This is a genomic window from Pseudoalteromonas sp. TB51 (assembly GCF_000498055.1).
GTDB lineage: Bacteria > Pseudomonadota > Gammaproteobacteria > Enterobacterales > Alteromonadaceae > Pseudoalteromonas > Pseudoalteromonas atlantica.
Map to the genome: position 1 here is coordinate 25,498 of NZ_AUTO01000281.1, position 26,108 is coordinate 51,605.

General features: G+C 40.8%; 20 protein-coding genes. 11 read left to right on the top strand and 9 right to left on the bottom strand.

The window, feature by feature from the left end; translation table 11 throughout:
* Positions 1–20 precede the first annotated feature (20 nt).
* Genes ccmA through L650_RS0116745 form a run of 10 tightly spaced genes read left to right on the top strand, consistent with a single transcriptional unit; the run spans position 21 to position 7,736 of the window.
* Positions 21–641, top strand: a complete 621-nt coding sequence (ccmA, locus tag L650_RS0116700) for a cytochrome c biogenesis heme-transporting ATPase CcmA (protein WP_128081071.1) — start codon at positions 21–23, stop codon at positions 639–641.
* Positions 641–1,327 (top strand): heme exporter protein CcmB, encoded by a 687-nt coding sequence (gene ccmB / locus L650_RS0116705; RefSeq protein WP_004588321.1) that lies wholly within the window; start codon positions 641–643, stop codon positions 1,325–1,327. The genes ccmA and ccmB overlap by 1 nt, the downstream gene beginning before the upstream one ends.
* A gap of 1 nt (position 1,328) precedes the next feature.
* A complete protein-coding gene (locus tag L650_RS0116710; protein ID WP_004588322.1) occupies positions 1,329–2,066 on the top strand; it encodes a heme ABC transporter permease in 738 nt (245 codons plus the stop codon).
* Between the two features lie 3 nt (positions 2,067–2,069).
* Positions 2,070–2,273 carry a heme exporter protein CcmD gene (gene ccmD / locus L650_RS0116715; protein ID WP_004588323.1) on the top strand — a complete coding sequence of 68 codons (204 nt, stop codon included), beginning with the start codon at positions 2,070–2,072 and terminating at the stop codon, positions 2,271–2,273.
* On the top strand, positions 2,270–2,749 hold the full coding sequence (gene ccmE, locus L650_RS0116720) for a cytochrome c maturation protein CcmE (protein ID WP_004588324.1): 480 nt from the start codon (positions 2,270–2,272) through the stop codon (positions 2,747–2,749). The genes ccmD and ccmE overlap by 4 nt, the downstream gene beginning before the upstream one ends.
* A gap of 1 nt (position 2,750) precedes the next feature.
* Entirely contained in the window at positions 2,751–4,715 is a 1,965-nt protein-coding gene (locus L650_RS0116725) for a heme lyase CcmF/NrfE family subunit (RefSeq protein ID WP_029773819.1), read from the top strand.
* On the top strand, positions 4,715–5,284 hold the full coding sequence (locus L650_RS0116730) for a redoxin family protein (RefSeq protein WP_029773820.1): 570 nt from the start codon (positions 4,715–4,717) through the stop codon (positions 5,282–5,284). The genes L650_RS0116725 and L650_RS0116730 overlap by 1 nt, the downstream gene beginning before the upstream one ends.
* A complete protein-coding gene (locus tag L650_RS0116735; protein ID WP_004588327.1) occupies positions 5,284–5,745 on the top strand; it encodes a cytochrome c-type biogenesis protein CcmH in 462 nt (153 codons plus the stop codon). The genes L650_RS0116730 and L650_RS0116735 overlap by 1 nt, the downstream gene beginning before the upstream one ends.
* The gene (gene ccmI, locus L650_RS0116740; protein ID WP_029773821.1) at positions 5,745–6,995 is read left to right on the top strand and encodes a c-type cytochrome biogenesis protein CcmI; all 1,251 of its coding nucleotides are present in this window, start codon (positions 5,745–5,747) and stop codon (positions 6,993–6,995) included. Before L650_RS0116735 ends, ccmI begins: the two co-directional genes overlap by 1 nt.
* A 9-nt stretch (positions 6,996–7,004) precedes the next feature.
* Positions 7,005–7,736 (top strand): VacJ family lipoprotein, encoded by a 732-nt coding sequence (locus tag L650_RS0116745; RefSeq protein WP_004588329.1) that lies wholly within the window; start codon positions 7,005–7,007, stop codon positions 7,734–7,736.
* A 77-nt stretch (positions 7,737–7,813) separates the two neighbouring features.
* Here L650_RS0116745 and L650_RS0116750 read toward each other — a convergent pair whose 3' ends face one another.
* Entirely contained in the window at positions 7,814–9,037 is a 1,224-nt protein-coding gene (locus L650_RS0116750) for an EAL and HDOD domain-containing protein (protein ID WP_029773822.1), read from the bottom strand.
* A gap of 334 nt (positions 9,038–9,371) precedes the next feature.
* Here L650_RS0116750 and putP point away from each other — a divergent pair, with 334 nt between their 5' ends.
* Entirely contained in the window at positions 9,372–10,850 is a 1,479-nt protein-coding gene (gene putP, locus L650_RS0116755) for a sodium/proline symporter PutP (protein WP_004588331.1), read from the top strand.
* A gap of 116 nt (positions 10,851–10,966) precedes the next feature.
* On the opposite strand, the gene fahA is transcribed toward putP, so the two are convergent.
* From fahA to L650_RS0116795, 8 genes are all read right to left on the bottom strand, one after another.
* The gene (gene fahA / locus L650_RS0116760) at positions 10,967–12,280 is read right to left on the bottom strand and encodes a fumarylacetoacetase (protein WP_024032298.1); all 1,314 of its coding nucleotides are present in this window, start codon (positions 12,278–12,280) and stop codon (positions 10,967–10,969) included.
* Positions 12,281–12,410: 130 nt separating this feature from the next.
* The gene (gene hppD, locus L650_RS0116765) at positions 12,411–13,457 is read right to left on the bottom strand and encodes a 4-hydroxyphenylpyruvate dioxygenase (protein ID WP_004588333.1); all 1,047 of its coding nucleotides are present in this window, start codon (positions 13,455–13,457) and stop codon (positions 12,411–12,413) included.
* A 308-nt stretch (positions 13,458–13,765) separates the two neighbouring features.
* On the bottom strand, positions 13,766–16,513 hold the full coding sequence (locus tag L650_RS0116770; protein WP_029773823.1) for a metallophosphoesterase: 2,748 nt from the start codon (positions 16,511–16,513) through the stop codon (positions 13,766–13,768).
* A 145-nt stretch (positions 16,514–16,658) separates the two neighbouring features.
* Complete coding sequence (locus tag L650_RS0116775; protein WP_029773824.1) at positions 16,659–18,152, bottom strand: peptide MFS transporter; 1,494 nt, start codon at positions 18,150–18,152, stop codon at positions 16,659–16,661.
* Between the two features lie 245 nt (positions 18,153–18,397).
* Positions 18,398–22,216 carry a cellulose synthase subunit BcsC-related outer membrane protein gene (locus L650_RS0116780; RefSeq protein ID WP_029773825.1) on the bottom strand — a complete coding sequence of 1,273 codons (3,819 nt, stop codon included), beginning with the start codon at positions 22,214–22,216 and terminating at the stop codon, positions 18,398–18,400.
* Positions 22,207–23,334: a cellulose synthase complex periplasmic endoglucanase BcsZ gene (gene bcsZ, locus L650_RS0116785; RefSeq protein WP_128081072.1), complete on the bottom strand. Its 1,128-nt coding sequence runs from the start codon at positions 23,332–23,334 to the stop codon at positions 22,207–22,209. Before bcsZ ends, L650_RS0116780 begins: the two co-directional genes overlap by 10 nt.
* A complete protein-coding gene (bcsB, locus tag L650_RS0116790; protein WP_029773827.1) occupies positions 23,334–25,580 on the bottom strand; it encodes a cellulose biosynthesis cyclic di-GMP-binding regulatory protein BcsB in 2,247 nt (748 codons plus the stop codon). Before bcsB ends, bcsZ begins: the two co-directional genes overlap by 1 nt.
* The coding region (locus L650_RS0116795) for a PilZ domain-containing protein (protein WP_029773828.1) at positions 25,573–26,108 on the bottom strand (536 nt) is incomplete at its 5' end. The genes L650_RS0116795 and bcsB, both read right to left, overlap by 8 nt.

Here is a 26,108-nt window from a genome sequence, read left to right on the forward strand (position 1 = left end):
TGGCATAGAGAAACGTCATCTTGTTACACATTAAGTCCGTCACCTGCATCAAGCAAGAACGTTGTTTGTTTGCGGATCTTAATTTTAGCCTAAATAGCGGTCAAATCATGCAATTAGCAGGTCCTAACGGGGCTGGCAAAACATCATTATTGCGTATTGTCGCAGGCTTTAGTGTGCCTGATGAAGGCGCTATTTTTTATAACCAGCAAGCTATTACCAAGCATTATGAAGAGTACGCCACAGACCTGCTATTTATAGGCCATAAAACCGGTGTCAATGTGCAGCTCAGCGCACTGGAAAACGTACGCCATTGGTTACACATTAACGGCTATACAAATGAGCCCGACTTATATCCAATTTTAGCTAAGCTTGGCTTAGTGGGCCTTGAAGATGTGCCGGTAAGGATGCTCTCTGCAGGGCAGCAGCGTCGTGTCGCTTTAGTGCGATTATGGTTAAGCGATGCAAAACTATGGGTGCTTGATGAACCCTTTACTGCACTTGATAAAAATGGCGTTGCTTTTTTACAAAAACGTTTTTCTGAGCACTTAAAAAGTGGTGGCGCTATTTTACTAACAACCCATCAAGATTTAACAACACAGTTTGAAAACCTACAAACGGTGACCTTGGAGTATCGTTACTGATGACTCGTCAACATTCATATTGGCTGCTGTTTAGTGCGGTATTTAGTAAAGATGTAAAGCTTGCGTTTCGCCAGCGTGCTGAAATTATCAATCCTATCTTGTTTTTTCTCATTGTTATTTCTTTATTTCCGTTAGCAATTGGCCCAGAGCCCGGTCTATTAAACAGAATGGCGCCAGGTATTATTTGGGTAGCAGCTTTGCTCTCTACCATGCTTGGACTCGATAAATTATTCAGAGACGACTATAACGATGGCTCGTTAGAGCAGTTAATTGCTTCATCGTACCCGCTATCACTCACCGTGTTGGCTAAAGTCGCGGCGCATTGGGTTGTTACCGGTTTACCATTAGTATTAATGACACCGTTATTTGCTTTATTGCTTAATTTAGAGAGCTCTGCGCTGTTAGCGACCGTATTAACATTATTATTAGGCACGCCATTATTAAGCTTTATTGGTGCAATTGGGGCTGGCCTTACTGTGGGATTACAAAAAGGCGGCATTTTAATGAGCCTATTAGTGTTGCCTTTGTATATTCCTGTTTTAATTTTTGCAACGTCAGCCATTGATACCAGTACTATGTCGCTGGATTATAGCGGGCAGCTTGCCATTCTTGGGGCCATGTTAGTAGTTGCTATTATGTGCGCACCCATCGCCATATCGTCAGCATTAAAAGTGAGTGTAAGTTAATATGTGGAAGTGGTTACATCCCTACGCAAAAGCAGAGCGCGCATATCAATTATGTAATACGTTACTGCCTTATTTTGCCGTTGTTACGGTTATAAGTATGCTTGTTGGTTGGATTTGGGGCTTAGGTTTTGCACCGGCTGATTATCAACAAAAAGACAGCTACCGTATTATTTTCATTCATGTTCCATCGGCTATTTTGTCTATGGGCGCATACTCTTCTATGGCTATAGCAGCTATTGTCGCTTTAGTGTGGCAATTACGTAACGCTGAACTTGCTGTAATTGCTATTGCCCCGGTGGGAGCTTGTGTTACAGCTATTGCCTTAATTACCGGCGCTGCATGGGGTAAACCTATGTGGGGTGCTTGGTGGGTATGGGATGCACGTTTAACCTCTGAACTTATTTTATTGTTTTTATACTTAGGCGTGCTGTCGCTTTACCATGCCTTTGAAGATAAAAAATCAGCAGGGCGCGCAGCGTCTATTTTAGCCATTGTAGGGGTAATTAATTTACCTGTTATTCACTACTCCGTAGAGTGGTGGAACACTCTGCACCAAGGCGCAACAATCACAAAGCTTGATACAAAAGCCATTGACCCAAGTATGTTTTGGCCGCTTATGGTAAATATTTTAGCGTTTGCAGCGTTTGTGGGCACTGTAACGTTAATTCGCCTTAAAAATGAAATATTACAACGTGAAAAGCATCGACCTTGGGTTCGAGCCTTGTTAAGTAAGGGGTAAATTATGCAGTTTGACTCTTTTTCTGATTTTATTGCAATGGGAGGCTACGGGTTTTACGTGTGGCTTTCATTTGGTACATGCGCCTTAATTTTGTTGGGCATTTTATTTAGCTCTTTACGTGATACAAAACGTATTATGGCCTCAGTAGAGCAGCAAGTTGCGCGCGAAGCGCGAATTAAAAAAGCGAAGCAGGAACAAATCTCATGAACCCAAGACGTAAAAAACGCCTATTGGTAATTATTGCAGTACTGTTTGGTATTGGTGCCTCTGTAGGCCTAGTGCTTTATGCGCTACAAGAAAACATAAACTTATTTTATACACCAAGCGAGCTAATAGACGGCAAAGGCCCAGATAAAGAAAAACCGCAAATAGGGCAAAAGTTGCGTATTGGCGGTATGGTTGTGCCGGGTTCTGTCATTCGTAACGAACAAAGTTTACAAGTCAGCTTTAAATTGATTGATACCGGGCCATTGGTAACAATTAAATACCAAGGCATTTTGCCTGACTTATTTCGCGAAGGCCAAGGTATTGTAGCGCAAGGTGTGCTTGTAGAACCAAACGTGATTGAAGCTTTTGAAGTACTGGCTAAGCATGATGAAGAATACATGCCAGCAGAAGTAGCAGAAGCCGTAAAAGGAATTAAACACGAAAAACCAAAATACAACCTAGATAGCGGTAGCTAATATGATCCCAGAACTTGGTTATTTTTCTTTAACGCTTGCCATGGTGCTAAGCGTTTTACTGTGTATTTTTCCGCTGTGGGGCGCGCATACCGGTAATCTTCGTTTAATGCGTGCGGCCCCGTCTTTAGCCGTTGGGCAATTTGCTTTTGTACTTCTCTCGTTTGCTGCGCTTATCTATGCCAGCTTAACAGATGACTTTACGGTATCTTATGTGGCGTACCATTCAAGTAGTACGTTGCCTTGGTATTATAAAATTACCTCTACGTGGGGTGGGCACGAAGGCGCTATTTTACTGTGGCTTGTAATGCAAGCAGGGTGGACCGCCGTGGTTGCTATGCGTTCTAAATCGCTACCTTGGGTGTTGCGTGCACGTGTTTTAGGTGTGCTTGGCTTTTTAGGTGTCGGTTTTATGATGTACACACTACTGCTTTCAAGCCCGTTTGAACGCTTACTGCCGTATTTCCCTGTTGAAGGGCGTGATTTAAATCCGCTACTACAAGACCCAGGTATGATCATTCATCCGCCATTACTGTATATGGGATATGTGGGGTTATCGGTTGCGTTTTCATTTGCTATTGCAGCACTTTTAACAGGTAAACTTGATAACACCTGGGCTAAATGGTCTCGCCCATGGACGATGACTGCTTGGGGCTTTTTAAGTTTAGGAATAACCATAGGCAGCTGGTGGGCTTACTCTGAGCTTGGCTGGGGTGGCTGGTGGTTTTGGGATCCGGTAGAAAACGCATCGCTTATGCCCTGGCTAGTCGCTACGGCTTTATTGCACTCTTTGAGCGTGACAGAAAAGCGCGGTGTATTTAAATCGTGGACTGTGCTGCTTGCCATCGCTGCATTCTCCCTAAGCTTATTAGGCACCTTTATTGTTCGCTCAGGTATTATTGTATCGGTGCATGCATTTGCCACTGACCCCGATAGAGGTTTATTTATTCTAGCCTTTTTAGGCATTGTTGTTGGCGGCGGTTTATCGTTGTATGCGCTGCGCGTATCACAAGTTAAAAGCGAAGGCCGTTACAAGTTTGTATCACGCGAAGTGGCCTTATGGCTTAACAACATCTTTTTAGTGGTAGCCACATTAATTGTTCTTTTAGGTACTTTGTTACCTATGGTGCATAAAGAAATGGGCCTAGGCAGTATTTCTATTGGCGAACCGTTCTTTAATAAAATGTTTGCCATTTTATTAGTACCATTTGCCATATTAATGGGAATAGGGCCTTTTCTTCGTTGGAAACAAAACAAGTGGGCTGTACTACAAAATAAAGTATTAATAGGTGTGTTAATAAGTGTTGTTATTACCTGTGCGTGGTTGTTCTCAAGCTACGATGTCGTAAAACCACTTACATTATTAGCCACCACATTAGGTGTATGGGTTGCAGTCTCTACTGCCATAGATTTATACGCCAAGGCGTCGGTTCACGGGACGCTAAAAGAAGGCATTAAACGTTTAGGCATTAGCTACTGGGCTATGGTGCTAGGTCACGTTGGTTTAGCATTTGTTATTGCTGGCGTAACACTTACTTCGGCGTACTCGGTGGAGCGTGATGTTTCTATGAAGCAAGGCGATATTGTCACGCTTAACCAATACGAATACCGATTTGATGGCGTTAAATCAATACGCGGCCCTAACTACAGTGGGCATGCTGGTGTAGTGTCGGTATTCAATAACGATAAGCTAGTGACTGAGTTACATGCAGAAAAACGCAAATACGATATTGGTATGCAATTTATGACCGAAGCGGCAATTGATGCCGGCTTTACTCGCGACCTATATTTAGCGCTCGGTGAGCAATTAAGTAAAGGGGCATGGTCACTGCGTATTTATCACAAACCGTTCGTGCGTTGGATGTGGATAGGCGGTGTACTTATATCGCTTGCAGGGTTTATGATTTTATTTGATAAACGCTACCGTACATCAGCAAGTACACGCAAAAAAGCGTTGGAGAATGCGTAATGAACCGTAAAATTTTAGCTTTAGCACCGTTATTAATATTTATATTTTTATGTGTATTTTTGTATCAAGGTTTGTTTGCCAACCCGCGTGAAATTCAAACCGGTCGACTAGGCCAAACGATGCCTGCGTTTAACCTGCCTGATTTAATGCAAGATGATAAGCGCTGGACAGATGAAAGCCTAAAAGGCGAAGTTTATTTACTTAATGTATGGGGGACTTGGTGCCCTACATGTTTAGTTGAACTTGGGTATTTAACCAAGCTGCGTGAGCAAGGCGTAAAAATTATTGGTTTGTACTATGTACAAGGCTACGATGCCGATTTTGATGGTCCATTTGATATGCAAGCTTTGCGTACCGATGTGAGTGATATGCTCAGCCGTGCTGGCGACCCATACCAGTTTAATATTTTAGACTTGCACCGTACCTTGTCACTTGATTTAGGTGTATCAGGTGCCCCTGAAACATTTTTAGTGGATAAAACGGGTAAAATTTTATTACACCATACAGGGGATCTAAACCCGCGCGTATGGCGTGCTAAATTTGCCCCTGTTATGCAGGAGCTAAATTAATGCGAGTGTTTTTATTAACCCTGAGCTTTTTTATAAGTATGGCAGTGTATGCCGAGCAAGATCGCTACCAGTTTGACAATAACCAACAAGCTGTGCGCTTTGAAGAGTTAACCAAAGAGCTCAGGTGCCCTAAATGTCAAAACCAAAATATTGCAGACTCTGATGCCATTGTTGCAAAAGATTTACGCGACAAGGTACTCGCGTTGGTAAAAGAAGGTAAAACAAAAGACGAAGTAATCGATTACATGATAGACAGATACGGTTATTTTGTTCATTACGATCCGCCTGTAACACCAGCCACATTAGTACTTTGGGTTTTACCTGTACTTATTGTTATTTTGGGTTTTGGTTTTATTGTAATTCGCCAGCGTAAGGCGTCAGTTAAGCAAACCTGGAACAGCGATGATGAAGCAAAACTTGCTAAGTTAATTGCAGAAAATAAACGTCAGGAGCAAAATTAATGATTTTAATGTGGGCGTGTTTTACTTTACTCACACTAATTGCACTGGCTTTTATTATGTTGCCTTTTTTAAAAAAAGAGCGCGTGCAAACCATTACTCACAATGCTAATGCAGAATTGATCAGCATTTACGAGCAGCGTTTAGTTGAGCTGCAAAACGACTTAGAAAATCAACGTATTGATGCGCAAAGCCACAGTGAATCGGTTATTGAGCTAAAACGTCGTTTATTGAACGAGCTTTCACCAGAAAAATCGCTTAATAGCAAAGGTAATAACCGTATTTTTGCTTTAACAGGCGCAGCATTTTTATTAGCCCTCACCGGTGTTTTTTACACCTTTACAGGGAGCCAGCAGCAAATAGCAGCGTGGTATGATGCAATGGATAACCTTGCAGATTATGGCGAGCGTGCGGTAATGCAAAAAGGTGAGCCTCTAACTCAAAACGAGTTGCAAGCGTTTGCTCTAGCGCTGCGCACTAAGCTTAGTGAGTCAGGCGATGACGAAGTTGCGTGGATGCTGCTTGGACGTGTGGCTATGTCGTTAAACGAATTTGATATGGCGCAGCAATCGTTTGATAAAGCCCTTCGAATGAACCCAGACAACATGCAAGTACTCATTAGCTACAGCCAAGTTTTACTGCTTGAAGGCAGTGAAGAGAACATGACGCGTGCAGCGGGTATGCTATCTAAAGTGCTAAAGGTTGAACCAACAAACCTTGATGCTATTTCTTTATTAGCGCTTATTGCCTATGAGCGCAAGGACTGGCCGCAAGCCAAAGCGGCGTTTGAAGTATTACTGGCAAGCATGGATAAAAGCGATACGCGTTATTCAATGATAGCGCAGCGTATTTCCGATATAGAGCAACAAATGCAAAATGAGGGCTCTGTAATGCCGGTCTCTGCTAATAGTGCTATTAGTGTTACGGTGAGCTTAGCGAATGAGCTTTTCGATAAGCAGCCACAGCAGGGGACTTTATTTATTTTTGCCAAGGCTGCTCAAGGCTCTCCTATGCCATTAGCGGTTGTTAAACTAAATGAATACAGCTTTCCGCTAACGGTGCAACTCACTGATGCTAATGCGATGGTTGATGGGTTAAACTTATCAAGTGCTAAAGATATTGTGATCACAGCGCGGATCTCAATCGATGAGTCAGTTATGCCAAGTAGTGGTGAGTTAGAGGGTCACTCTGAGACACTACAACGTGAAAACGTAAGTGACTACCAACTTAAAATTGATACATTAATACCTTAAGGACATTAGATGTTAAAGCATAGTTTTACTTTTTTATGTTTATTGGTGCTAGCCGGATGTGCACAAGTACCAGAAAACAAAGTTGATGAGCGCGACCCGCTACAAAGCATTAATCGTCCATTGTACGACTTTAATATGGATATTCTTGATGCTTATATTTTACGCCCTGTGGCTGTAGGGTATGTAGAAGTGACCCCTGTACCTGTACGCAATGGGATTGTTAACTTTACCGATAATATTAGTGCGCCTGTTGATATGATAAACGCAGGGCTACAAGGTAAAGCGGGCAACGCAGGCGTGAGTTTAGCGCGTTTTTTAGTTAACTCTACGGTAGGTGTGTTTGGTATTTTTGATGTTGCAAGTTCACTTGGACTTGAGCTGGTAGATGAAGACTTTGGCCAAACATTGGGCGTGTGGGGCGTTGGCGATGGCGCATATATTATGCTGCCGGCAATGGGACCAACTACAGCGCGTAACTTAACAGGCGATGTCGTTGATAACTTTGTGTTACCAGAAATCGCTCTGACTACGCCTCAAACTATTTTAGTTTTTGCGCTTAAAGCGGTTGAAGCTCGTGCTTCACTTATCCCGCAAGAAGGCCTACTTAATGACTCTCTTGACCCGTATTTGTTTGTTAAAGACATATACTTTCAGCGTCAGCTTTATGAGCTATACGACGGCAACCCACCAATCAAAGAAGAGCCTGAAGACTTTGATGAAGACTTCTTAGAAAGCTTATAAATAACAGCTATAAAAAATGCCAGCAATTGCTGGCATTTTTTATGTGTATTTTGAGCTTAAATAAGCCCTAATGTTTATTATTCTTTAACCATCAGCTGCATTTGCTCATTAACCCACGTTAAGGCGTCATGGTATGCATTGGTAACTTCTTCTCCTAAGTTTAACTGTTTAGCAATTTCGTTGGCGGCTTCCCAATCTGCGTGCTCATAAAACTTAACCAAGTTTAGATACTGAGCAAGCAGGCCTTCGTCATTCAATAGCGCAGCTTTTATCTCTGCAGACAGCGGGAGCTTTTGCATAACGCTTTCCATGGTTTCATCTAAAATAGCGTCCATAAGCGACATCATGCCAGTTAAAAAGGCCATGCCGGTATCTTTAAACTGCCCGTGTGAAATAGCAAGTAGTTCGCCAAATCGTGCACGTGTTAGCGAAAGCCTAATTAGCTCAACAGGTTTATCGGCAGAAACTTGCGCTGCAAATAACAAAGATAACAGCTTTTTAATTTCGTTAGCGCCAAGGACGATGAGTGCTTGTTTGATTGTGTTTATTTCGGCTCTGCGCGCAAACGCAGCTGAGTTTGAATAACGCAATAACTTGTATGATAGATTTACGTCACGTTCAAACACATCGGTTATCTTTTTAAGATCCATTTCAACAGATGAGGTTTCGTAAAGCAGCTCTGCTAATGCCATTTCTGATGGCGGCAGTGCTTTACTTTGTACCATTTCAGGCTTTGAAAAAAAGAACCCCTGAAAATATTCAAACCCAAGCTCAAGAGCTAAATTATAAGCTTCATAGGTTTCTACTTTTTCAGCTAAAAGCTTGACGTGTGGATAGGCTTTAATATCGTTAATTATGGTTTTTATTGCACTTTCATCAGTAGTTAAAAAGTCTATTTTTATAATATCGATAAATGGGTAAAAATGGCGCCATACTGGTTGGTGAATGTAATCATCAAGCGCTAGGGTGTAGCCTTTTTCTTTTAAATCTTTAACAATAGCCAGTAAGCGCTTACCTGGTTGCACTGTTTCAAGGATTTCTACAACGACCGTCTCTTTCCCTAACATAGTAGGGTAACCTTTAAGTAAGGTTTCTAGGGTAAAGTTAATATAGGCGGGTTTGTTGCCAGTTAAATCTTCTAAGCCAAAATTAAACTGACTCCCTTCGATTAGCTTCGTTGTTGCTTCGTCACCGTCTATGTCTGGAAATACATTATCAACGCCATCACGAAATAATAACTCGTATCCAACAAGCTCCTTTTCGCGGTCTAAAATAGGTTGGCGTGCAGCATAAAAATACATAAATAGTTCCGTACAAAATAATAATTATTAGTAATGGTTATAATATATGGCAAAACGTTCGAAATAGCATTAGGTAATTATTATTGATTTAATGAATTGTTATTAAATATTAGCTATATATGTAAATAAATTTACCGTATATCGGGTGTTTGAGGGTTAAATAGTCAATCCGGCTGTTTTTTGTTCACTTCAGTGTAACAAGTTGGAGTTATCACCTTTAAGCATGGTATAGTCAAGACGGATGGTTTTTACCCCAATAGTGTCTTTATTATAATATTTTAAGAGTCATTATTAGGATTAAAAGCCTGTTTTATACAACTTTGTGGAGGCGAATTTGGAAACAGGAATGATTATTTCACTGGCATTGTATTTTATAGTCATGCTTGGCATTGGACTTTATGCATACAAACAGTCTACAAGTGATGTTTCGGGTTATATGCTAGGTGGACGTAGCTTATCTCCAAGTGTTGCAGCATTATCTGCTGGCGCATCGGATATGAGCGGTTGGATTTTAATGGGCTTACCTGGCGCTATGTTCGTTACTGGCTTTAGTAGCACATGGATAGCAATAGGCTTGGTTATTGGTGCGTGGTTAAACTACTTTTTAGTTGCGCCTCGTTTGCGTGTTTACACTGAAAAAGCGAACGACTCAATCACAATCCCAGACTACTTCTCTAATCGTTTTAATGATAAATCAAACCTTTTACGTGTAGTTTCTGCGGTAGTAATTATTGTGTTCTTTACGCTTTATACATCATCAGGTGTTGTAGCAGGCGGTAAATTGTTTGAAAGCTCATTTGGCTTAAGTTACGAAATGGGTTTATACATCACCACTGGTGTTGTTGTTTTATATACCTTATTTGGTGGCTTCTTAGCAGTTAGCTTAACTGACTTTGTGCAAGGCTGTATTATGTTTATTGCCTTGATACTGGTACCGACCGTTGCTTACTCTTTATTAGATCAACCGCTAGAGTCAACACTTCATAGCGTAAACCCCGATATGCTTAATTGGATAGGTGCAGGCTCTGCATTAGGGATTATTTCGGCAATGGCATGGGGCTTAGGCTACTTTGGTCAACCTCATATTATTGTACGTTTTATGTCGGTGCGTAGCGTAAAAGATATGCCAACGGCTCGCCGTATTGGTATGACATGGATGATAGTTGCAGCCATTGGTGCTGTGGGTACTGGTTTATTTGGTGCCGCGTACACTTACGAAAACAACATTGTTGTTGAAGACCCAGAAACCATTTTCTTAATTCTTTCTGAGTTATTATTCCACCCATTAATTGCTGGTTTCTTATTGGCGGCTATTTTAGCTGCAATCATGAGTACAATTTCTTCGCAGTTACTTGTTAGCTCAAGTTCGTTAACTGAAGATTTTTACAAAACGTTTTTACGCAAAGAAGCAAGCGACACAGAGCTTGTTACTGTAGGACGCATTAGTGTAGCAGCAGTTGCTCTATGTGCTATTTACTTAGCGTACGATAGAGACAGCTCAATATTAAGCTTAGTAAGTAATGCATGGGCAGGTTTTGGTGCGGCATTTGGCCCACTGGTTTTATTTAGCCTGTACTGGAAACGCATGAACTTTGAAGGCGCACTAGCAGGTATGGTTGTAGGTGCTGGTACGGTTCTGTTTTGGATTTACTCACCATTTATGATTGATGGGCAAAGCTTAAGCAGTTACATGTACGAAATTGTACCAGGCTTTATTTTAGCAAGTATTGCAATTGTCGTTGTAAGCTTAGCGACGAAAGAGCCAGCGCAAAATATTACTGCGCTATTTGATGAGGTTGAAAAAGACCTTTAATCAACCCGTACTTTAGATACGAAAAAGCCACCTAGTTTAACTAGGTGGCTTTTTTATTTGCTATGTGTTGTCCTCAAATGTGTTTGCTTATTTAGGACATATCAATAACCAATAAGTTATTTAGCAGGTAATACTGTGCTTTCTACACTACCAAAGCCAATACGGGCATAGCCTGGCTTTTCGCACCAGCCGCGCATAATTACGTTATCGCCATCTTCTAAAAAGCTGCGCTGCTCACCATTACTCAGGGTTATTTTTTCTTTACCACCACGAGAAAGCTCTAATAAAGAACCCGCTTCTTCATGTGTAGGGCCTGACTGGGTGCCAGAGCCGAGCATATCACCTGGCATAAAGTTACAGCCATTTACAGTGTGATGGGTCACCATTTGCGCCACAGTCCAATATGAATGTTTGAAGCTTGAGGCAGAGACCTGCGTAGGTTGGTGGTTTTCATCACGCATTTTTTGAGTCTGAATTTTAACATCCATTTGAATATCAAATGCTCCTTGCTCGCGGTTAGCGGCAGATTCTAGGTACGGCATTGGTTGTGGATCGTTTTCATCACGTGTCCAGCTAGTTCTAAAAGGTGCAAGTGCTTCAGTGGTGACAATCCAAGGCGATACGGTTGATGCAAAGTTTTTAGCTAAAAACGGGCCTAATGGTTGGTATTCCCATGCTTGTAAATCTCGTGCTGACCAATCGTTAAATACACAAAAACCAAATACATGGTTTTCAGCGTTTTCAATGGCGATAGCATCACCCAGCGCATTGCCTTTGCCTAAGTAAATACCAAGCTCTAACTCGTAATCTAGGCGTTTACATGGGCCAAATGATGGGGTATCTGCATCGGGCGCTTTAGTTTGCCCTTTAGGGCGGTGAAATGTTTGCCCCGATACATCAATAGATGAAGAGCGGCCATGATAGCCAATCGGCACCCATTTATAGTTTGGTAAAAGCGGGTTGTCTGGTCTAAACAAGCTACCAACGGCTGTTGCATGGTAAATTGAGGTATAAAAGTCGGTGTAATCACCAATACGACACGGCAGTGAAAACTCTATATCAGCTTGAGGAATAAGGGTACTTTGCATTTCTTTTTGTTGCTGTGCGCCTTCACGCAATGCTTTTGAAAGCGCTAAGCGCAGTGCTGACCAGTATTGCCCCCCTAAACCCATAAATGTATTTAGTGTTGATTCGCTTGCTGCATCCAGGGCTGTTTTAGCATCACCGGTAAAAATGTTTAAGTGGCTCAATTTTGCTAAATCAATAACCTGATCGCCAATAGCAACCCCGCCTCTAAATTTTTCATTTGTGTTTTTAGTACGAAATTCTGCAAAAGGTAAATTTTGAATCGGGAAGTCACAGCCTTTAATATTGGCCGACTCTACCCAGCTAGTTAAATTAATGTTGTGGGTTTCGTTAATTTGGCTCATTACTTATCCTTTAGGTTTGATGTTGGGTGCATGCATTTATTTAAGCATACTTGTATCTTGCACCCTACTTTTTAAATATTAAAACGACAAAAAGCAGCGAAGATCGCTGCTTTTAATTTACTCAAAAAAGTTATAAAACGCCGCGGCGCTCTTGGTCTCGCTCAATTGACTCAAACAATGCTTGGAAATTACCTTCACCAAAACCACCATCATCTACACGTTGGATCATTTCTATAAAAATAGGTCCAAATAGGTTTTTAGAGAAAATTTGTAATAGGTAGCAGTTTTCACTTTGGCTATCGACTAATATTTGATGCTCGCGAATTTTTTCTTTATCTTCTGCAACCCACGGCACACGGTCAAAAATAGTGTCGTAATACTCAGGAATAATGTCTAAAGTAGCAATGGTCGATTTATCAAGCTTATCAAGCGAGCTAACTAAATCGTCAGTTAAAAACGCGAGATGTTGTACACCAGGGCCATTATACTCGCCTAAATACTCGTCAATTTGGTTGTTGTTATTGCCTTTACCTTCATTAATAGGAATTGAGAAGGTGCCACAGGGTGATTTTAATGCATACGATAGCAACGCTGTTTTTTGACCTTTAATATCGAAATAGCGTACTTCTGTAAAACCAAACACGTCTTTGTAAAAGTTTGCCCATGTTTCCATAGTGCCTTTGTAAACGTTATTAGTTAAGTGATCTATACGTATAAAGCCTTTATCTTCAACTACATTAGGTGATGATAAATCTTCAAAGTCAGACTCATAAATAGACCCTTTATCACCAAATTGCTCAATAAAGTAAATCAGGCTATCGCCAATACCGTAAATGGCGGGGTAAGGTAAGTCTTTATGGGTTGAGTCGGTTGCGGGTTTTGCACCACGTGCTACAGCTGTTTCAAATGCATGCTGTGCATCCTCAACGCGCCAACCCATAGAGCAAATTGCTGGGCCATGACTTTTTGCAAATTCAGCAGAAAAACCATCGCGTTCGTTATTTAGTAAAAAGTGAATGTCGTTTTGGTTGTAATAGACAATATCCTTGCCTTTAAATTTTTTTAATTTTGAAAAACCAAAATCAGTAAACACTTTATCCATGTAGTCTGCATCAGGTGTTGCGTATTCAGTAAACTCAATACCAACTAAACCTAGTGGATTATTTGCTTCACTCATTTTTATTACTCCTGCAATAAATATTGCTACTGCGATTATGTGTTGTTGTCGTGTTGAGCTAGATAATCAACTAGATTTTAAGTTTGGGGAAGAGGGGGAGCAGATTTAGCATTTGAGCAAACTGTAAATTTAATAAGACGTTTACTTAGTCAATAGGTTTATACCTTACGCTTTAGGGTAAGCGAGCATGTATTAGCTTGATGCTTTTAGTTTATTAAAGTTTAAGATATTGATATAAATAAATAAAAAAGAGGTTTTATAAAAATAAAACCTCTTTTAAAAATGTAGTTACGTAATGTTTTTTGTATTTAATTGTTTACACTTTGTGTCCGGTTGTTAAAAAAAGTGTTGCGCTGCTCGAGCCAAAGGTTAGGTTTTACGGTTGGAGCTGCTTGGTAATGGCGCTTAATAGCTTGGTTTAATACCCGTGTTGTAGGGGTAAATGTCAGCTTTGATTGTGCACTGCCTATGCTTTTAATTTCGTCTCGAGTCAGGGCGCGCCCAGCATATAAAAGTGAATTTAAATAACCTGGCTCTGTTTCATAGTTATTATCAGCAAACAGTAGTGCGGCTTGAGTAAGTGCCCAGCGACTATTTATTTCGCCATCTTCTTTAACTCCTACAAGCTCACCATCAATGTATATTTCATATGCGCCATTAACTGGAGCTGTATAAAAAACAAATGCTACGCGATGCCATGTTTCAGGCTCTGTTTGTCCAAAGTAACCACTGTCGCTAGTTGCTTGTCCGTAGCCTCCAGAGGGGTCAATAAAAATATCAGCATCATCAGTTAAGTAATCAGTGGTATTTGCTTGAATAATTGGACGATATATGTCTTTCCCTTCAATGGGCCAGTATAAGTCCATAATTATCGTGTAGTCTGACACCATCTCTTGATCGGCGTAATCACCATTAGCTTGAGTATTTAAAGTTAATAAGAGCCCTTCTGTAGGTGAATGATCAGTAAAGGCCATGACACCAGAAGGTCCATCATTTAAATCTGCAATAGAAAATGCTGTTGTTGTTTTATATTGGGTTTTATCTGCTCCCCATAGAGTATTTTCAGGATCAAAATAGCTCAGTACTGAAGGGCCATAATCTGCAGTTAAAGGGTTATTTTCATCGTCAAAATTCCACACTGTGATGTTGTTTTGCTCTTTACATGAAAATAATTGATTATCGGTATCTAGGTATAAGCATTGGCTTGTTCTAAAACGCGCATATTGATCGAGTAACCACCATGCTTCGTCAATGGCTTCTACGTTTGAAAAGGTAACACCGCTAAAAAATAGCTCAGGATTAAGTGCTGCGCCTTTAAATAAAGCAACCTGATAAGTGTTCGCAGCTTGTATATCATCTGGTTTGAGTAAAAACCAATCTGGCTGACTGGCAAACATGGTGTTTAAATCGCTACCTGTAACCGTTACGCTATATAACGAATTAAAGCCAGGAGTGTTAGAGGGCTGGCGCTCAACATAGTAGGCTTTATGAAAGTCTTCTTGTGTTAAGGTCCCTGGTGTCCACCTTGTTTGTACTAATTCTGGGTTAAGCAGGGCCGCCGTTATATCACTTGCATGGGCTGCAGCTAAAGCCGTTATTTCTGCAAGTTCCAAACTACTTGGGTAGTTTTCAGAAATAGCAATTTCTGTGTTTGCATCAGGCGCATAGCGGCCCATAATTTCATCAATTGCCAGCTTAGTTGGTTCATCACGTTCGCTGATGCTGTCAGTTTCAATGGTGCTGTAATCTATTGTTGGCGATGTATTATCTTGCAAGTTAAACGTAAGAGTAACATCGGTGATGCCTTTGGCGTAAAAATCTGGCTGAATAACCACAGCGCCGTTCTCGAGCGTATTATAACTTTCACCGCCATGAGTATGGCCGCCTAACACTAAATCAATACCGCTTACATCGGTTGCCATATCAATGTCTAAGCCTTCACCTAAATGGCTTAGCATTACCATGTAGTCAACATCGCCTTGGTATTGGTTTACTATACTTTGTGCTATTTGTTGCCACTGCCAGCTCATTTTAAATTGTTTGATAAAATCAGGTATAGGCTCATCATCTATCGGTTCGTCTAGCTCGTTCCAAGGTACTGAGGTCATACCAAATACACCTAAGGTCACACAGCCTACTTGTACTTTAGCAAAGCCTACAGCGGCAAAATCTTGTAATTGTTCGCCTTCATAGCGTGTATTACTGGCAAGTACTATGGCGTTATCATCTTGCGAGTAGCTTAATAATTTTTCTGGCCCCCATGCATAGTCGTGATTTCCTACCACACGTAAATCAAACTGCATGGCTTTAATGGCTTCTTCTGTAGCGCTACCTTGTGATAGTTGCTCAGCAACAGTGCCTTTTTCGTAGTCATCACCCCCGTTGGTAAAAAGGGTATGCGGCGTTTGTGCAAGTACTTGGTTGTAGTAGGCTTTTATGCGGCTAAAGTATTGCTCCTCATAACCGAATCGCGCATGTAGGTCGGCAACATGAACAAATCTAACCGATTGCTCTGTGGCTGTGGCATCACACGTTGGGCCTATAGCAGCAAAGGCCTCATTGCGCTGCATCATAATAGCGAAGGTTCCTAGTGTTGTTACTTGCGCACTTACAAACCCATCTGCAACAAAAGAGTTATCAATAACTTCCCAGCCATCGCCAGATTGTCTAGCAATAAATAGCTGGCCTCCTAATTGGTAATCATCAGGTATTTTTATGCTGATAGTAATTGGATCACTAAAAGAAAGCGTACTTGGGGTGAGTAGGTGTATATCTGAGATAATATTTAGTAGTGCGTTGGCATCATCTAATACTGTTTTTTCGTGTGTAAGTTCAGTGTTTTGAGAGACGGCATTGGCAGGTACAGTCAGTAAAAAGCTTCCTTCATCAAGGCTGACATCTAAACCTGTAGTTGTAGAGACGGTTAACTCGCTAGGCTCAGGCTCAACGGGATCATTAGGGTTAGTTGTAACTTGATCGTCTGAACCACCACAGGCTGATAAAAAAACAATGCTTAAGGTTAAAAATAGGGTGTGAGATAAAGTTAAAAAGCGCATGTACTGCGTCCCTGAGACTAGTTAAAAATTAATCAGCAGATGATACCAGTTTACAGCGAGGTGATATAGAAATTTGAGAAAATTTCCCCCATAGCGGCTATGGGGGAAATTATAATTAGTATTACGCGTAATTAAACGTGCAATATTATGCAGCTTTTTCTTCTAGGCCTTGTTTTTCCCATACTTTCGCTTTAAAGCTCATAAGCACTAAAACAATACCTACGCCAATGCTAAATAAGGCAATTTGTAAGTATAAGTTAGGGATTTCTTCAACGTTATTTGGATCAAAGTTACCAGCCAGTAAGCCAGCAATAATGTTACCAATTGAATAAGTTAATACAAATACACCCATCATTTGGCCTGTGTAACGACGCGGCGAAAGTTTACTTACCGCACTTAATGCTACAGGGCTTAAACAAAGCTCACCCACTGTATGTAAAAAGTAGGTTGTTACTAGCCAGTATGGCGCTACTTTTAAGCCTTCAGCTGCGTAGTGAGCGGCCATAAACATAACTAAAAAGCCAGAAGCCATAATAATTAAGCCCATTGCACATTTTACGCTGTAAGTCGGCGATACCATCTTTTTAGATAAGTTAATCCAAAGCGCGGCAAAAAATGGCGATAAAGCAATAATAAATAGTGAGTTTAAAGATTGGAACCACGTAGTCGGAATTTCAAAAGTACCTATAAGGCGATCTGTGTAATCACGGGCAAATAGGTTAAGTGATGAACCCGCTTGCTCAAAGCCAGACCAAAAACACGCAGAGGCAACACATACTAAAAATAGTGCCCACATTCTTTGTTTTTCGCCCGCTGTTAATTTACCTGTAAAGTAAATAACCCCGAAATAAATAAAGAATATAATAGTAAACACAATAGCTGTGTAGCCTGCAACAACGGTTGGGTTAATAATAATTGCGCCCGTCATTGCTGCAGCGGTCACACCAGCGGCAATAATAACAAAAGCAGCAATACCAAACCATGCACGAGATGCACCTTTAGCGCTTAATGGGTTAGCAGGCAAAGCGCTGTGCTCTGGTAGATTGTTAAGCGTGCGCTTATATTGGATTAAGCCAATAGCCATACCCACAGCAGCTGCACCAAATGCCCAGTGCCAACCTACGTTTTCCATAAAGTAACCACATACGTAGTAACCAATTAAAGAACCTAAGTTAATACCCATGTAGTATATAGCGTAACCGCCATCACGGCGCTCATCAGCATCGCTGTATAACTGGCCTACCATTGCGCTGATATTTGGTTTTAGCAAACCAGTACCTGTAGCAACAAAGATCAAACCAATAAAAAACGAATACTCATGAGGCACGGCCAAAATAATATGGCCACACATGATGATGATACCGCCGTACCATACGGCCTTTTGACCACCGAATAATCTATCCGCTAGCCAACCACCCGGTAAGCCTAAGAAATAAACGGCACCTGTGTATAAACCGTAAATTGCAGCAGCTGATGCAACAGTAAAGGCAAGGCCTTCTTCTTGTAGGCTTGCTGTCATGAACAATACGAGCATCGCTCGCATGCCGTAGTAACTCATTCGTTCCCACATCTCAGTGAAGAACAATGTCGAAAGTCCTTTAGGGTGGCCAAACCAACCACTATCTGGAGCTGAACTCATATTTACTTCCTAACTTTAAGAATTGTTGTAATGGCCTTATAATTTTTTGCTTTAGCTGTTTTGTGCCATGGGGCACTAAAACGCTCGACCATCTGTATATTATTTGTAGCTAAGATAATGATTTGCTAAATGGTAGTAACACCACAAGGTAAGAGACACACCCTTATCCTAGTTACAATTGCGCTCAAGTATACATATACCTTAGTGCGAGGGGAAGCATTCGCGATGTATCACCTTGCACTGCGTTAAAAGTCTGCATAGGGAATAATTGGGGTGCCAGGAAACTCTAACGTCCCGTACACAGGATTGAAGTAATAGCGAATATAGAGCTGGCCAAAGTTTGGTTCGTAAAAGTCAGCGCGATCGATGGCTAAATAACCACCAAAAAACCAATGCGGCGTTATACGGTACTCAAAGCTCCCTTCAAGATTGTATGACACGCCAGAGCTGTCATCACTCTCAAATACTGGGTCTACCCCGGTAATCGATTCTCTATCGTAGGCTTGTAGCTGCAAGTCAGTGTCGTTAGGATAAAAATCAATGGCTTGGGTTTTTGTTTGCGAATACGAAATCCCCGTTTTTAAGCGATAAACAAAATCATCGCCCCAGCGCGCATCGTAGCTTAAAGGCACCGACAACCCAACGTAGTTTTGTGGGCTATAGTAACCGCCGTGGCCCCATGTTTCTTCACTTAAATTATACTGATATGCCCAATGTAATAGACTTGCGCCGACGGTAAATTCGCGTTCTTGATTACTAATAACGCGATAATAAGACCCGCCCATTACTCTATAGCGTTGGTTATCTTTAACATTTTGCCCTTTATAGAGCGTAAAGTCGGCGCTTGACCAAAAGCCCCAATCGCCACCTAAGTCATGAGATAGGTTGGCAGTTAGGCCTGTTGAGCGCACGCCGCCCCAAATTTCACCGGTATTTACATCTTCAAGCCCAGCATAAGAAAGCACGGAGCTTGTTACAGGGCGTTTTTCGAGCTCTAGGCTATAACCAAAGTCGCCAATACTGTTGGCGTAATTTACACCCCATACTATGTCTTCAATTAAAAAGCCAAGTGGGGTCGTGCCTACATCAACACGCCAATTTTCATTTTGCCATCCAATACCTATGTCGACCCCATCTTGCTCAGGGCTTACTTCATCAATAGCACAGGTAAATATACAAAGTGCACCTTGACCGTAGCGGCTACCAGCAAATTGCTCATCAAAGCGAGTTGTTTGTGCGCTAATAGTGGTTGGGTCTATTTTAATAAACCCTTGGCCTTGCCAAAGTGGAAAGTAGGCTTCAATAGGTACTAAGCCTGCGCCAAGAGTCGCCTCGCTTTCGGTGCTTGTTTGGCCACTAAAGTTTACCCCAATAGCAATGTATGCTTGGTTTTTGCTTTGCTCATTTATAAGCTCGCGCTTAGCGCCATTAATATACCACGCATCATTTTCATCTATGCGAGCAATTTGTTTGTAAAACGATTCATCGTTTAGGCGTTGCTCGCTTGATAGCGTTTTTAAATACCATTGCTTAGCTTGGTCTTGTTCATTAAAATTTCGAGCAACTTCAGCGCCTAAATAACTAAGCTCTTTATCATTGGGTGATTTAGCAATTAATTGATTGGCTAAAACTAAAGCATCACCTGCGTAATTAAAGTCATTTAACGAGGCCATTATTTGGCGTTGTAAGTAGGTTTGCTGATCATCTGTTTGCGTTATTGCGCGCTCAGTAACTTCTTTTGCCTGAAAGTCGTTACCTAATTCTCTGTAAGCTTTTGCTATTGCAAGCATTGCTTGAGGTTCAATTGGCTGATTGTTTTTCAGTTTTTGCTGATAAACAATAATTGCTGACTCTTGTTGCCCCAGAGCTAAATTAGCATTTATTAATGCCGTGGTGATGGCGGGTGTACTTTGGTACTTTTGATCAAGCTGGTTCAGCTTTGCTAATAATTCCCCACCTTCGTAATACTGATTAATATACGTGGTGTATAAATTGACGTACTGTTCTACTTCGCCAGCACTTGCATTATTTGGCAAGCTGTAATGAGAAAACCATTGTTCTACAGCAGGGCGCTCGTTTTGTTCTAATAGCCACTGCGCGTAAAGCATATGCCAATAAGGTGATAAAGTAGGCTCAGTATTTAATGCGTTATTAATTAACTTTAGAGCGTGTTTTTTCTCATCTATTTGATACCAGCTACGCGATAGCTCGGCTTTCATTACTGGAGTTAAATTTTGCGCTTCTAAATTACTTAAATGAAAAATAGCCGTGGTTCTATTTTTAGTATTTAAGTGTCGCTCGCTTTGTCGAAGAGACTCGTTGAGCCTAAGTTGTTGCTCAAGAGAGATTATGTCGTCATTTCGATCATTAACCGGCACATATTCTAAGGTGTTTAAAGCGCCTTGATAATCATCAATTGAGCGTAAAAATAAAGCATGGCTATATCTTATTTGGGGATTTAGTGGGAATTGCCACAATGCATTATTAAATAAATTACGTGCTTGTTGAGGAAGACCTTTTTGCTGGAATATAAAGGCTAAATCGTAGTATAACCATGGTTGCTCCGGTGAAAGTTCAATCGCCTGTTTAAGTAACTCTTCTGCTTTCTCTAAATTGCCCTCATTAGTATACTCATTTGCCTTACCTCTTAGATTGTTGCTAATTGCAGCTGCATAAGAGGGATAGATTAAATTTCGCTGCTTAGCATTTAATGAATTATAAAAATTGCGAATAGATTTTTGATTTTTATCAAGCTGCGTAATATCCAATAAGCCAAGTAAGGCATTTTCATATAAAGGGTTGGTTTTTAGGGCTGCGTAATAGGCGGCTGCTGCTTGAGTGTAGTTTCCTTGAGCGACTAACAATAAGCCTTTGTTATAGAGAAAAGCTTCTTGATCATAATTTAATTGCTCAGCTAGGTTTAGTTTTAACTGTGCAGTCTTGAAGTCATATTGCTCGATAGCGTCTTCCATTTCAGTCATGTACAGCCAAAACTTCGCAACTGTTGCGAGTTCTTTAAGTTCTTCACGCTCATCAAAGTTAGGTGTATATTTTTGAGCGGCAAAAAAGTAGTAATACGATTTTTTATAGTCGCTTCTGCCTAAATACAAATATCCTAAGCTACGCATAATTTCTTTATCGGTTGGCCGACCTTTTAAAGCGTTTAATAGTATTGGCTCAGCTTCATTTAATTTTTTCGCATTGACTAAACGATCTCCTTTAAGCCAAAGTTGATATGCAGGATCGGCAAGTAAGGTTTGCCTTACTTGTAAATCTTTTTGGAAGTCTTCATATTGTAACTTGCCCTTACTACTAAATGGATAAACGGAGAAATAGCGTTGATACTGTTCTACTGTCTCTTGAGAAAGATCCATACTCTTTAAGGCTGCAAGCCAAATAAACTCTACCTCATTGATAAAAGATGGGTTATTTCCATATTTACTTAAAATAGTTAGCGCGGTGCTATCAGTGGGGTTATTTCTGAGTAAGTGGCGCGCATATGCAATATCTACCGCGCCGATGTTTTCGTAACTGCGTAGTAGCCTTTCGTAGCCTTTTTTTACATTTTTCCATTGGCTTTGCTCTTGTGCATACCAACTTAAGTGCTCGAGCTCAAACGCTAAGCTTGGATAGGTGTTTTTAAAAAGCCTGTTGTAAATTAATCGCGCTTGTTCGTAACGTCCCGCACGGGCAATTAATTTAGCTTGCTGTATATCTGCTTTGTCTTCGTTTTCTAATCTAGCAATTAATCGTAACTGTTCTACACAAGGGTGGGTACGTGTGTTGTTACCGTCAATTTTTCTTAAAATTTGATTTGCTTGTATAGCCTTACCATTGGCAAACTCAAAACGAGCAAGCGCACACTGGCTTTCTATTCGATTAGGGGCAATAGCCAATAGCTTTTGTAAGCTATCGGCAATTAAATCTTTATTTTCTTGCACTTCACCAATATTGATTTGGCTTAAAAGCCACTCAACAGAGTGTGTATCAATGTCATTATTTGTTTTAGCATGCACACTTGCGCTGACTGCTAACGTACAAACAACAGCCCATTTTAACGACATTCAGTGCTCCACCTTGGCTTGATCGTCCCGTCTGCTGTTATTGAAAAGCGCTTATTAAGCGCACTACTACCAAACAGATTTAATACACTGTCGTAATAGCGTGTTTGTGTGAATGACTTATCGACCATTAACTTTTGTTGAATGGCCATAACCAAAGAATCATCGCCTTTTTCTTTTAGCATGGGCAGTAGGGCAGCATTAAAGCCTAATGGGCCACGCTTTTGGGTTTTGCCAGAGCGCGCATAGGTATTTAAAGGGACGTATCCACGGCTGTTTATAGCCTCTACAAAAGGGGTAAACTGCTCGCTTAGTTGTGCTTTGTATGGCGCATCGTTCGCCATCATGCTGGCCCATAAGTAAACCCTAATGGCGTTAAAACTGCCTAAATCGGTTGCTTTTTTATCGTAATAAAAACCTTTTGCTGGGCTATACATCACCCAGTCAGGGCTAACTCCGTTTTTAGCGGTATCCAAAATAAGCTTTGCAGACGCTTCATGTAATTGCTGCCAAGGTGAGTGCGGGTATAATTTGCTAAATTGCTGATAAATAAATAACGGTGAATAACTTGGGTTGAGTTTATAGGTGTTATTTTCAAATTCAAACCCAGCAGGGGCGGGTAATAAAGTAAGCCCTAAGCCTGAAATATAGGCGGTTTCTTCTCGCATAATACGCTGCGCTAATACAGCAGCTAAAATACTATAGCGGCGGTCGTCCCATAAAATAGCTGCTTGCGATAAACTATATGCTATCCACAAATCAGAATCTGATGCTGGGTTTGAGTCTATAATCCCATAGGTATCATTACCTGTTTCACCCCATTGCCAAGCAGGCAAACGTGTACTTAAATCGCCTTCAGAGAGATGGTCTTGCGTCCAATCTAAAATGGTATCAAACGCGGCTTTGTCGTTTGCTACTAGCGCAAAAAATAGTGCGTATGATTGCCCCTCTGAGGTGGTAATATTTTGTTTTGAACCTAGGTCTATTACGCGGCCTTCATCACTAATAAAGTGATTTTTAAATACTTGCCACCCCTGCCAAGGCTCGCACTGCTGCGTTTGCGCTGACACAGAAAAACTTAAAAAAGCGGCTACTAATAATGCTCGGTTAAGTAATGTCATTATTCATCTCCTTCAGCTAAACGCTTATGGGTGAGTGCTTGTAGTAATCGCCATAAAATAAATGAAATTAGTAACAGCGTTAATATTGAAAGCAGAGCTAAAATAAATGGATGGTCAGATAAATGGAACCACACCAGCGTATGTACAGGAATATGACCAACAAAGTATTGCTCTTCAGTTTTTATTGTTTTAACGCCTTGTGAGTTTATAACCGCAGCACTGCCTTTTAATTGGCTTAATGTTTGCGAGTCCATAAGGGTTTTATCAATTAAGCCAAATGCTTTTTCAGTGGTGGCATTAAGTGATACAACAGAGCGCTCAGAATCAAAAGGAGATTGATAAGCTGTAATTACCGCCATATCTCCGCTACTTTTTACACTTACTTGTATTTTATCTGTGGCTTGCTCATCGTATGCACCGTTGTAAATTGCTTGCTTTATTTCACGTTGGTTATTCGTTAAAAGTACGTTTGTATGCGCATCTTCATCTAGTTGCTGAGCTGTGCTGCCAGGCTTTGCAACAACTAAAATATCTTTGTCGTCTAAATCAACATTTTCATTTAAATGGGCCACTGTCATTCTGTGGGTTGGATACCCCGTTATTGCGCCAAAATGACCGGTAAGATTAAACAGCAAAGTTAACGCTTTTGCAGAAGGCTGCTGGTCAATTAGTACAAGTGTTTGCTGTAAATCGGCATATTTGGTGTACGGGAAGCCACTGTTCGCGAATACATTTAAATCTGGCAGGGCAATGTAATGATCAAAGCCACTTACATCAATATTAGAATTACCATCAATAACACCAAACTCACCACCAGGTGGTGCTATTGCACACTCACCTTTTTTCATCGCATCAAATCTAAAATCAAAGTTTAGCTCGTTCCGAGTGGCTAAGTTTATGCCATTAAGTGAAAAGTTTTCTGTGTTTTGTGTAGTATCAGTATTGGCAATAAGTGGCAATAATGTTTTTGTAGTATTGAGTGTAGAGTCGTCGTTATCTAACAAATATCCACTAATAAACTTTTGATTAATCAACATATTTAACCGAGAGTCCAAAGACTCGCTCTCGGGTGTGCTGCGATATTGCAATGTAATGGGGATGCCTTTTTCTCGCCAAGTAAATAAATCTGGAGCAAAACGCACGTTTAATTTTACGGGTCCGTTATTTAACCCTTGTGCTTGTAGCTGATTGTCAAAATCAATTAATTCGTCAAAGTGTACTGCTCTATCAGCGCGTAACCAGCGCGGGGCATCGTACGCCTTGCGAAGCGGTAGTTGGTTAATTGCTTCTATGCTAGCTGTTCTGCCGGTCATGACTTTATGGCCAAAGGCCAATCCCGTGACGGCGGTTTTTAAATCGTCTTCATCACGCCCTAAAATAAGCAACATTTTGCTGTATCTATGTAGTGGGTTTGAAATAATCTCAACGGTTGGCTTTTCCACATCGGGATAGTCTTTTAAAAAGTCAGGCTTTGAATCGTTGGTAATAAAAACCACGCTGTGCGTATCTAATGATTTGTTAATCACCACCGGAAAATCAGCACCACGCCAGTCAGCTTGCGCGCCAAACCAGCTTGAAAGAGTCGCAGCCGCTTCAATTGTTTTGGTGTTAGGTGTTTTTGCAAACACAAACGGTAAGCTTAACTTATTGTAATCTTTGGCATCAAAAAAGGGCTCTGGTAAATATTCTAAACGGCTATCTATTGCCAGTTGCTTTTGATTGAGCGTGATATTGCTCGATTTATTAATTTCGGTCCAAATAGAGCGGCTAAAGTAATCTTGGCAACGTAAATCATAATAACCAACAAGCTCAAACCGTACTTGGTTGTAGTCTTGTACATACTTAGCATTGAGTTTTAGGCTATGGTTAACGGTATTTTTAACCACACTTAGTTGCTCATTTATGGGCAGTACAGTGACTAAGTTTTCATTAAAATACACTTTTAAATGCGACACGTTAGCAATCAATGAGGGCGAGTTTGTGTACGAAAAATTAAGCTGTAAATCGGTGCTTAATTTATCAATGCGGTTGGTAAAATCCACTCTTGAGTTGTTGTTTATGCCATCAAGCTTGTAGCCATCAAAGCCTAAAGCAGCAAAGTCTAATCTTAAACTAGACACGTTGGCGCTTTCTGGGTAGCCATTTATAAACACAGATTTATCGTGCATTGGCTCAATAGCACATGCTTTGTAAGCACTGCATGTTAAAAACAGTATTAGAAATGTATTAAGCAAATTTTTAATCATAATTATAATGCACTATTGGTTTTTTAGGGGTGAAAGAGTTTATATATACAACAATTTTTGTCATTAGTTTTACAAAGGGCTGTAATGGCTTAGGAGCATGAAACAATAAATTGCTAAATCCTCTTAAACTTGTTTTTTGTACTTCTTTAAAGCTATATGAAGGGCGGTCATGACGAAAATTATTTTGCCAGTCAAGCCACGCATCCGCTCTTGAAAAGGTGCACTGTATAAATGCTTTTTGCTTTTCGAGCGAGAGATCTTTTAACGTTAAGCCTATTTGTTTGTTTCGGGTGTTACATACATACGTTGTAAACGAAAACTGTTTATTTCCGCGGCTCATTAATAGCTCTATTTTGTCGTTTACTCGGCATAAATGAGCGTGCTCTGTTTCAATACCCACTCCATTATCAGAGTAATCGGTAATTTTAACTTTTAACGTATGCCCATTTGCTAAGCGCACGCCGGCCGGAAAGTTTGCCTTAATACGGTGTGACTGCCTTACTTGCCTAGCTTCTGCAGCAACGGCTA

What these genes read in the sequence shown, in the direction of transcription:
- ccmB (WP_004588321.1), top strand. Translation starts at nt 641, where the DNA reads ATGACTCGTCAACATTCATATTGGCTGCTGTTTAGTGCGGTATTTAGT.
- L650_RS0116710 (WP_004588322.1), top strand. Translation starts at nt 1,329, where the DNA reads ATGTGGAAGTGGTTACATCCCTACGCAAAAGCAGAGCGCGCATATCAA.
- ccmD (WP_004588323.1), top strand. Translation starts at nt 2,070, where the DNA reads ATGCAGTTTGACTCTTTTTCTGATTTTATTGCAATGGGAGGCTACGGG.
- ccmE (WP_004588324.1), top strand. Translation starts at nt 2,270, where the DNA reads ATGAACCCAAGACGTAAAAAACGCCTATTGGTAATTATTGCAGTACTG.
- L650_RS0116725 (WP_029773819.1), top strand. Translation starts at nt 2,751, where the DNA reads ATGATCCCAGAACTTGGTTATTTTTCTTTAACGCTTGCCATGGTGCTA.
- L650_RS0116730 (WP_029773820.1), top strand. Translation starts at nt 4,715, where the DNA reads ATGAACCGTAAAATTTTAGCTTTAGCACCGTTATTAATATTTATATTT.
- L650_RS0116735 (WP_004588327.1), top strand. Translation starts at nt 5,284, where the DNA reads ATGCGAGTGTTTTTATTAACCCTGAGCTTTTTTATAAGTATGGCAGTG.
- ccmI (WP_029773821.1), top strand. Translation starts at nt 5,745, where the DNA reads ATGATTTTAATGTGGGCGTGTTTTACTTTACTCACACTAATTGCACTG.
- L650_RS0116745 (WP_004588329.1), top strand. Translation starts at nt 7,005, where the DNA reads ATGTTAAAGCATAGTTTTACTTTTTTATGTTTATTGGTGCTAGCCGGA.
- L650_RS0116750 (WP_029773822.1), bottom strand. Translation starts at nt 9,037, where the DNA reads ATGTATTTTTATGCTGCACGCCAACCTATTTTAGACCGCGAAAAGGAG.
- fahA (WP_024032298.1), bottom strand. Translation starts at nt 12,280, where the DNA reads ATGAGCCAAATTAACGAAACCCACAACATTAATTTAACTAGCTGGGTA.
- hppD (WP_004588333.1), bottom strand. Translation starts at nt 13,457, where the DNA reads ATGAGTGAAGCAAATAATCCACTAGGTTTAGTTGGTATTGAGTTTACT.
- L650_RS0116770 (WP_029773823.1), bottom strand. Translation starts at nt 16,513, where the DNA reads ATGCGCTTTTTAACTTTATCTCACACCCTATTTTTAACCTTAAGCATT.
- L650_RS0116775 (WP_029773824.1), bottom strand. Translation starts at nt 18,152, where the DNA reads ATGAGTTCAGCTCCAGATAGTGGTTGGTTTGGCCACCCTAAAGGACTT.
- L650_RS0116780 (WP_029773825.1), bottom strand. Translation starts at nt 22,216, where the DNA reads ATGTCGTTAAAATGGGCTGTTGTTTGTACGTTAGCAGTCAGCGCAAGT.
- bcsZ (WP_128081072.1), bottom strand. Translation starts at nt 23,334, where the DNA reads ATGACATTACTTAACCGAGCATTATTAGTAGCCGCTTTTTTAAGTTTT.
- bcsB (WP_029773827.1), bottom strand. Translation starts at nt 25,580, where the DNA reads ATGATTAAAAATTTGCTTAATACATTTCTAATACTGTTTTTAACATGC.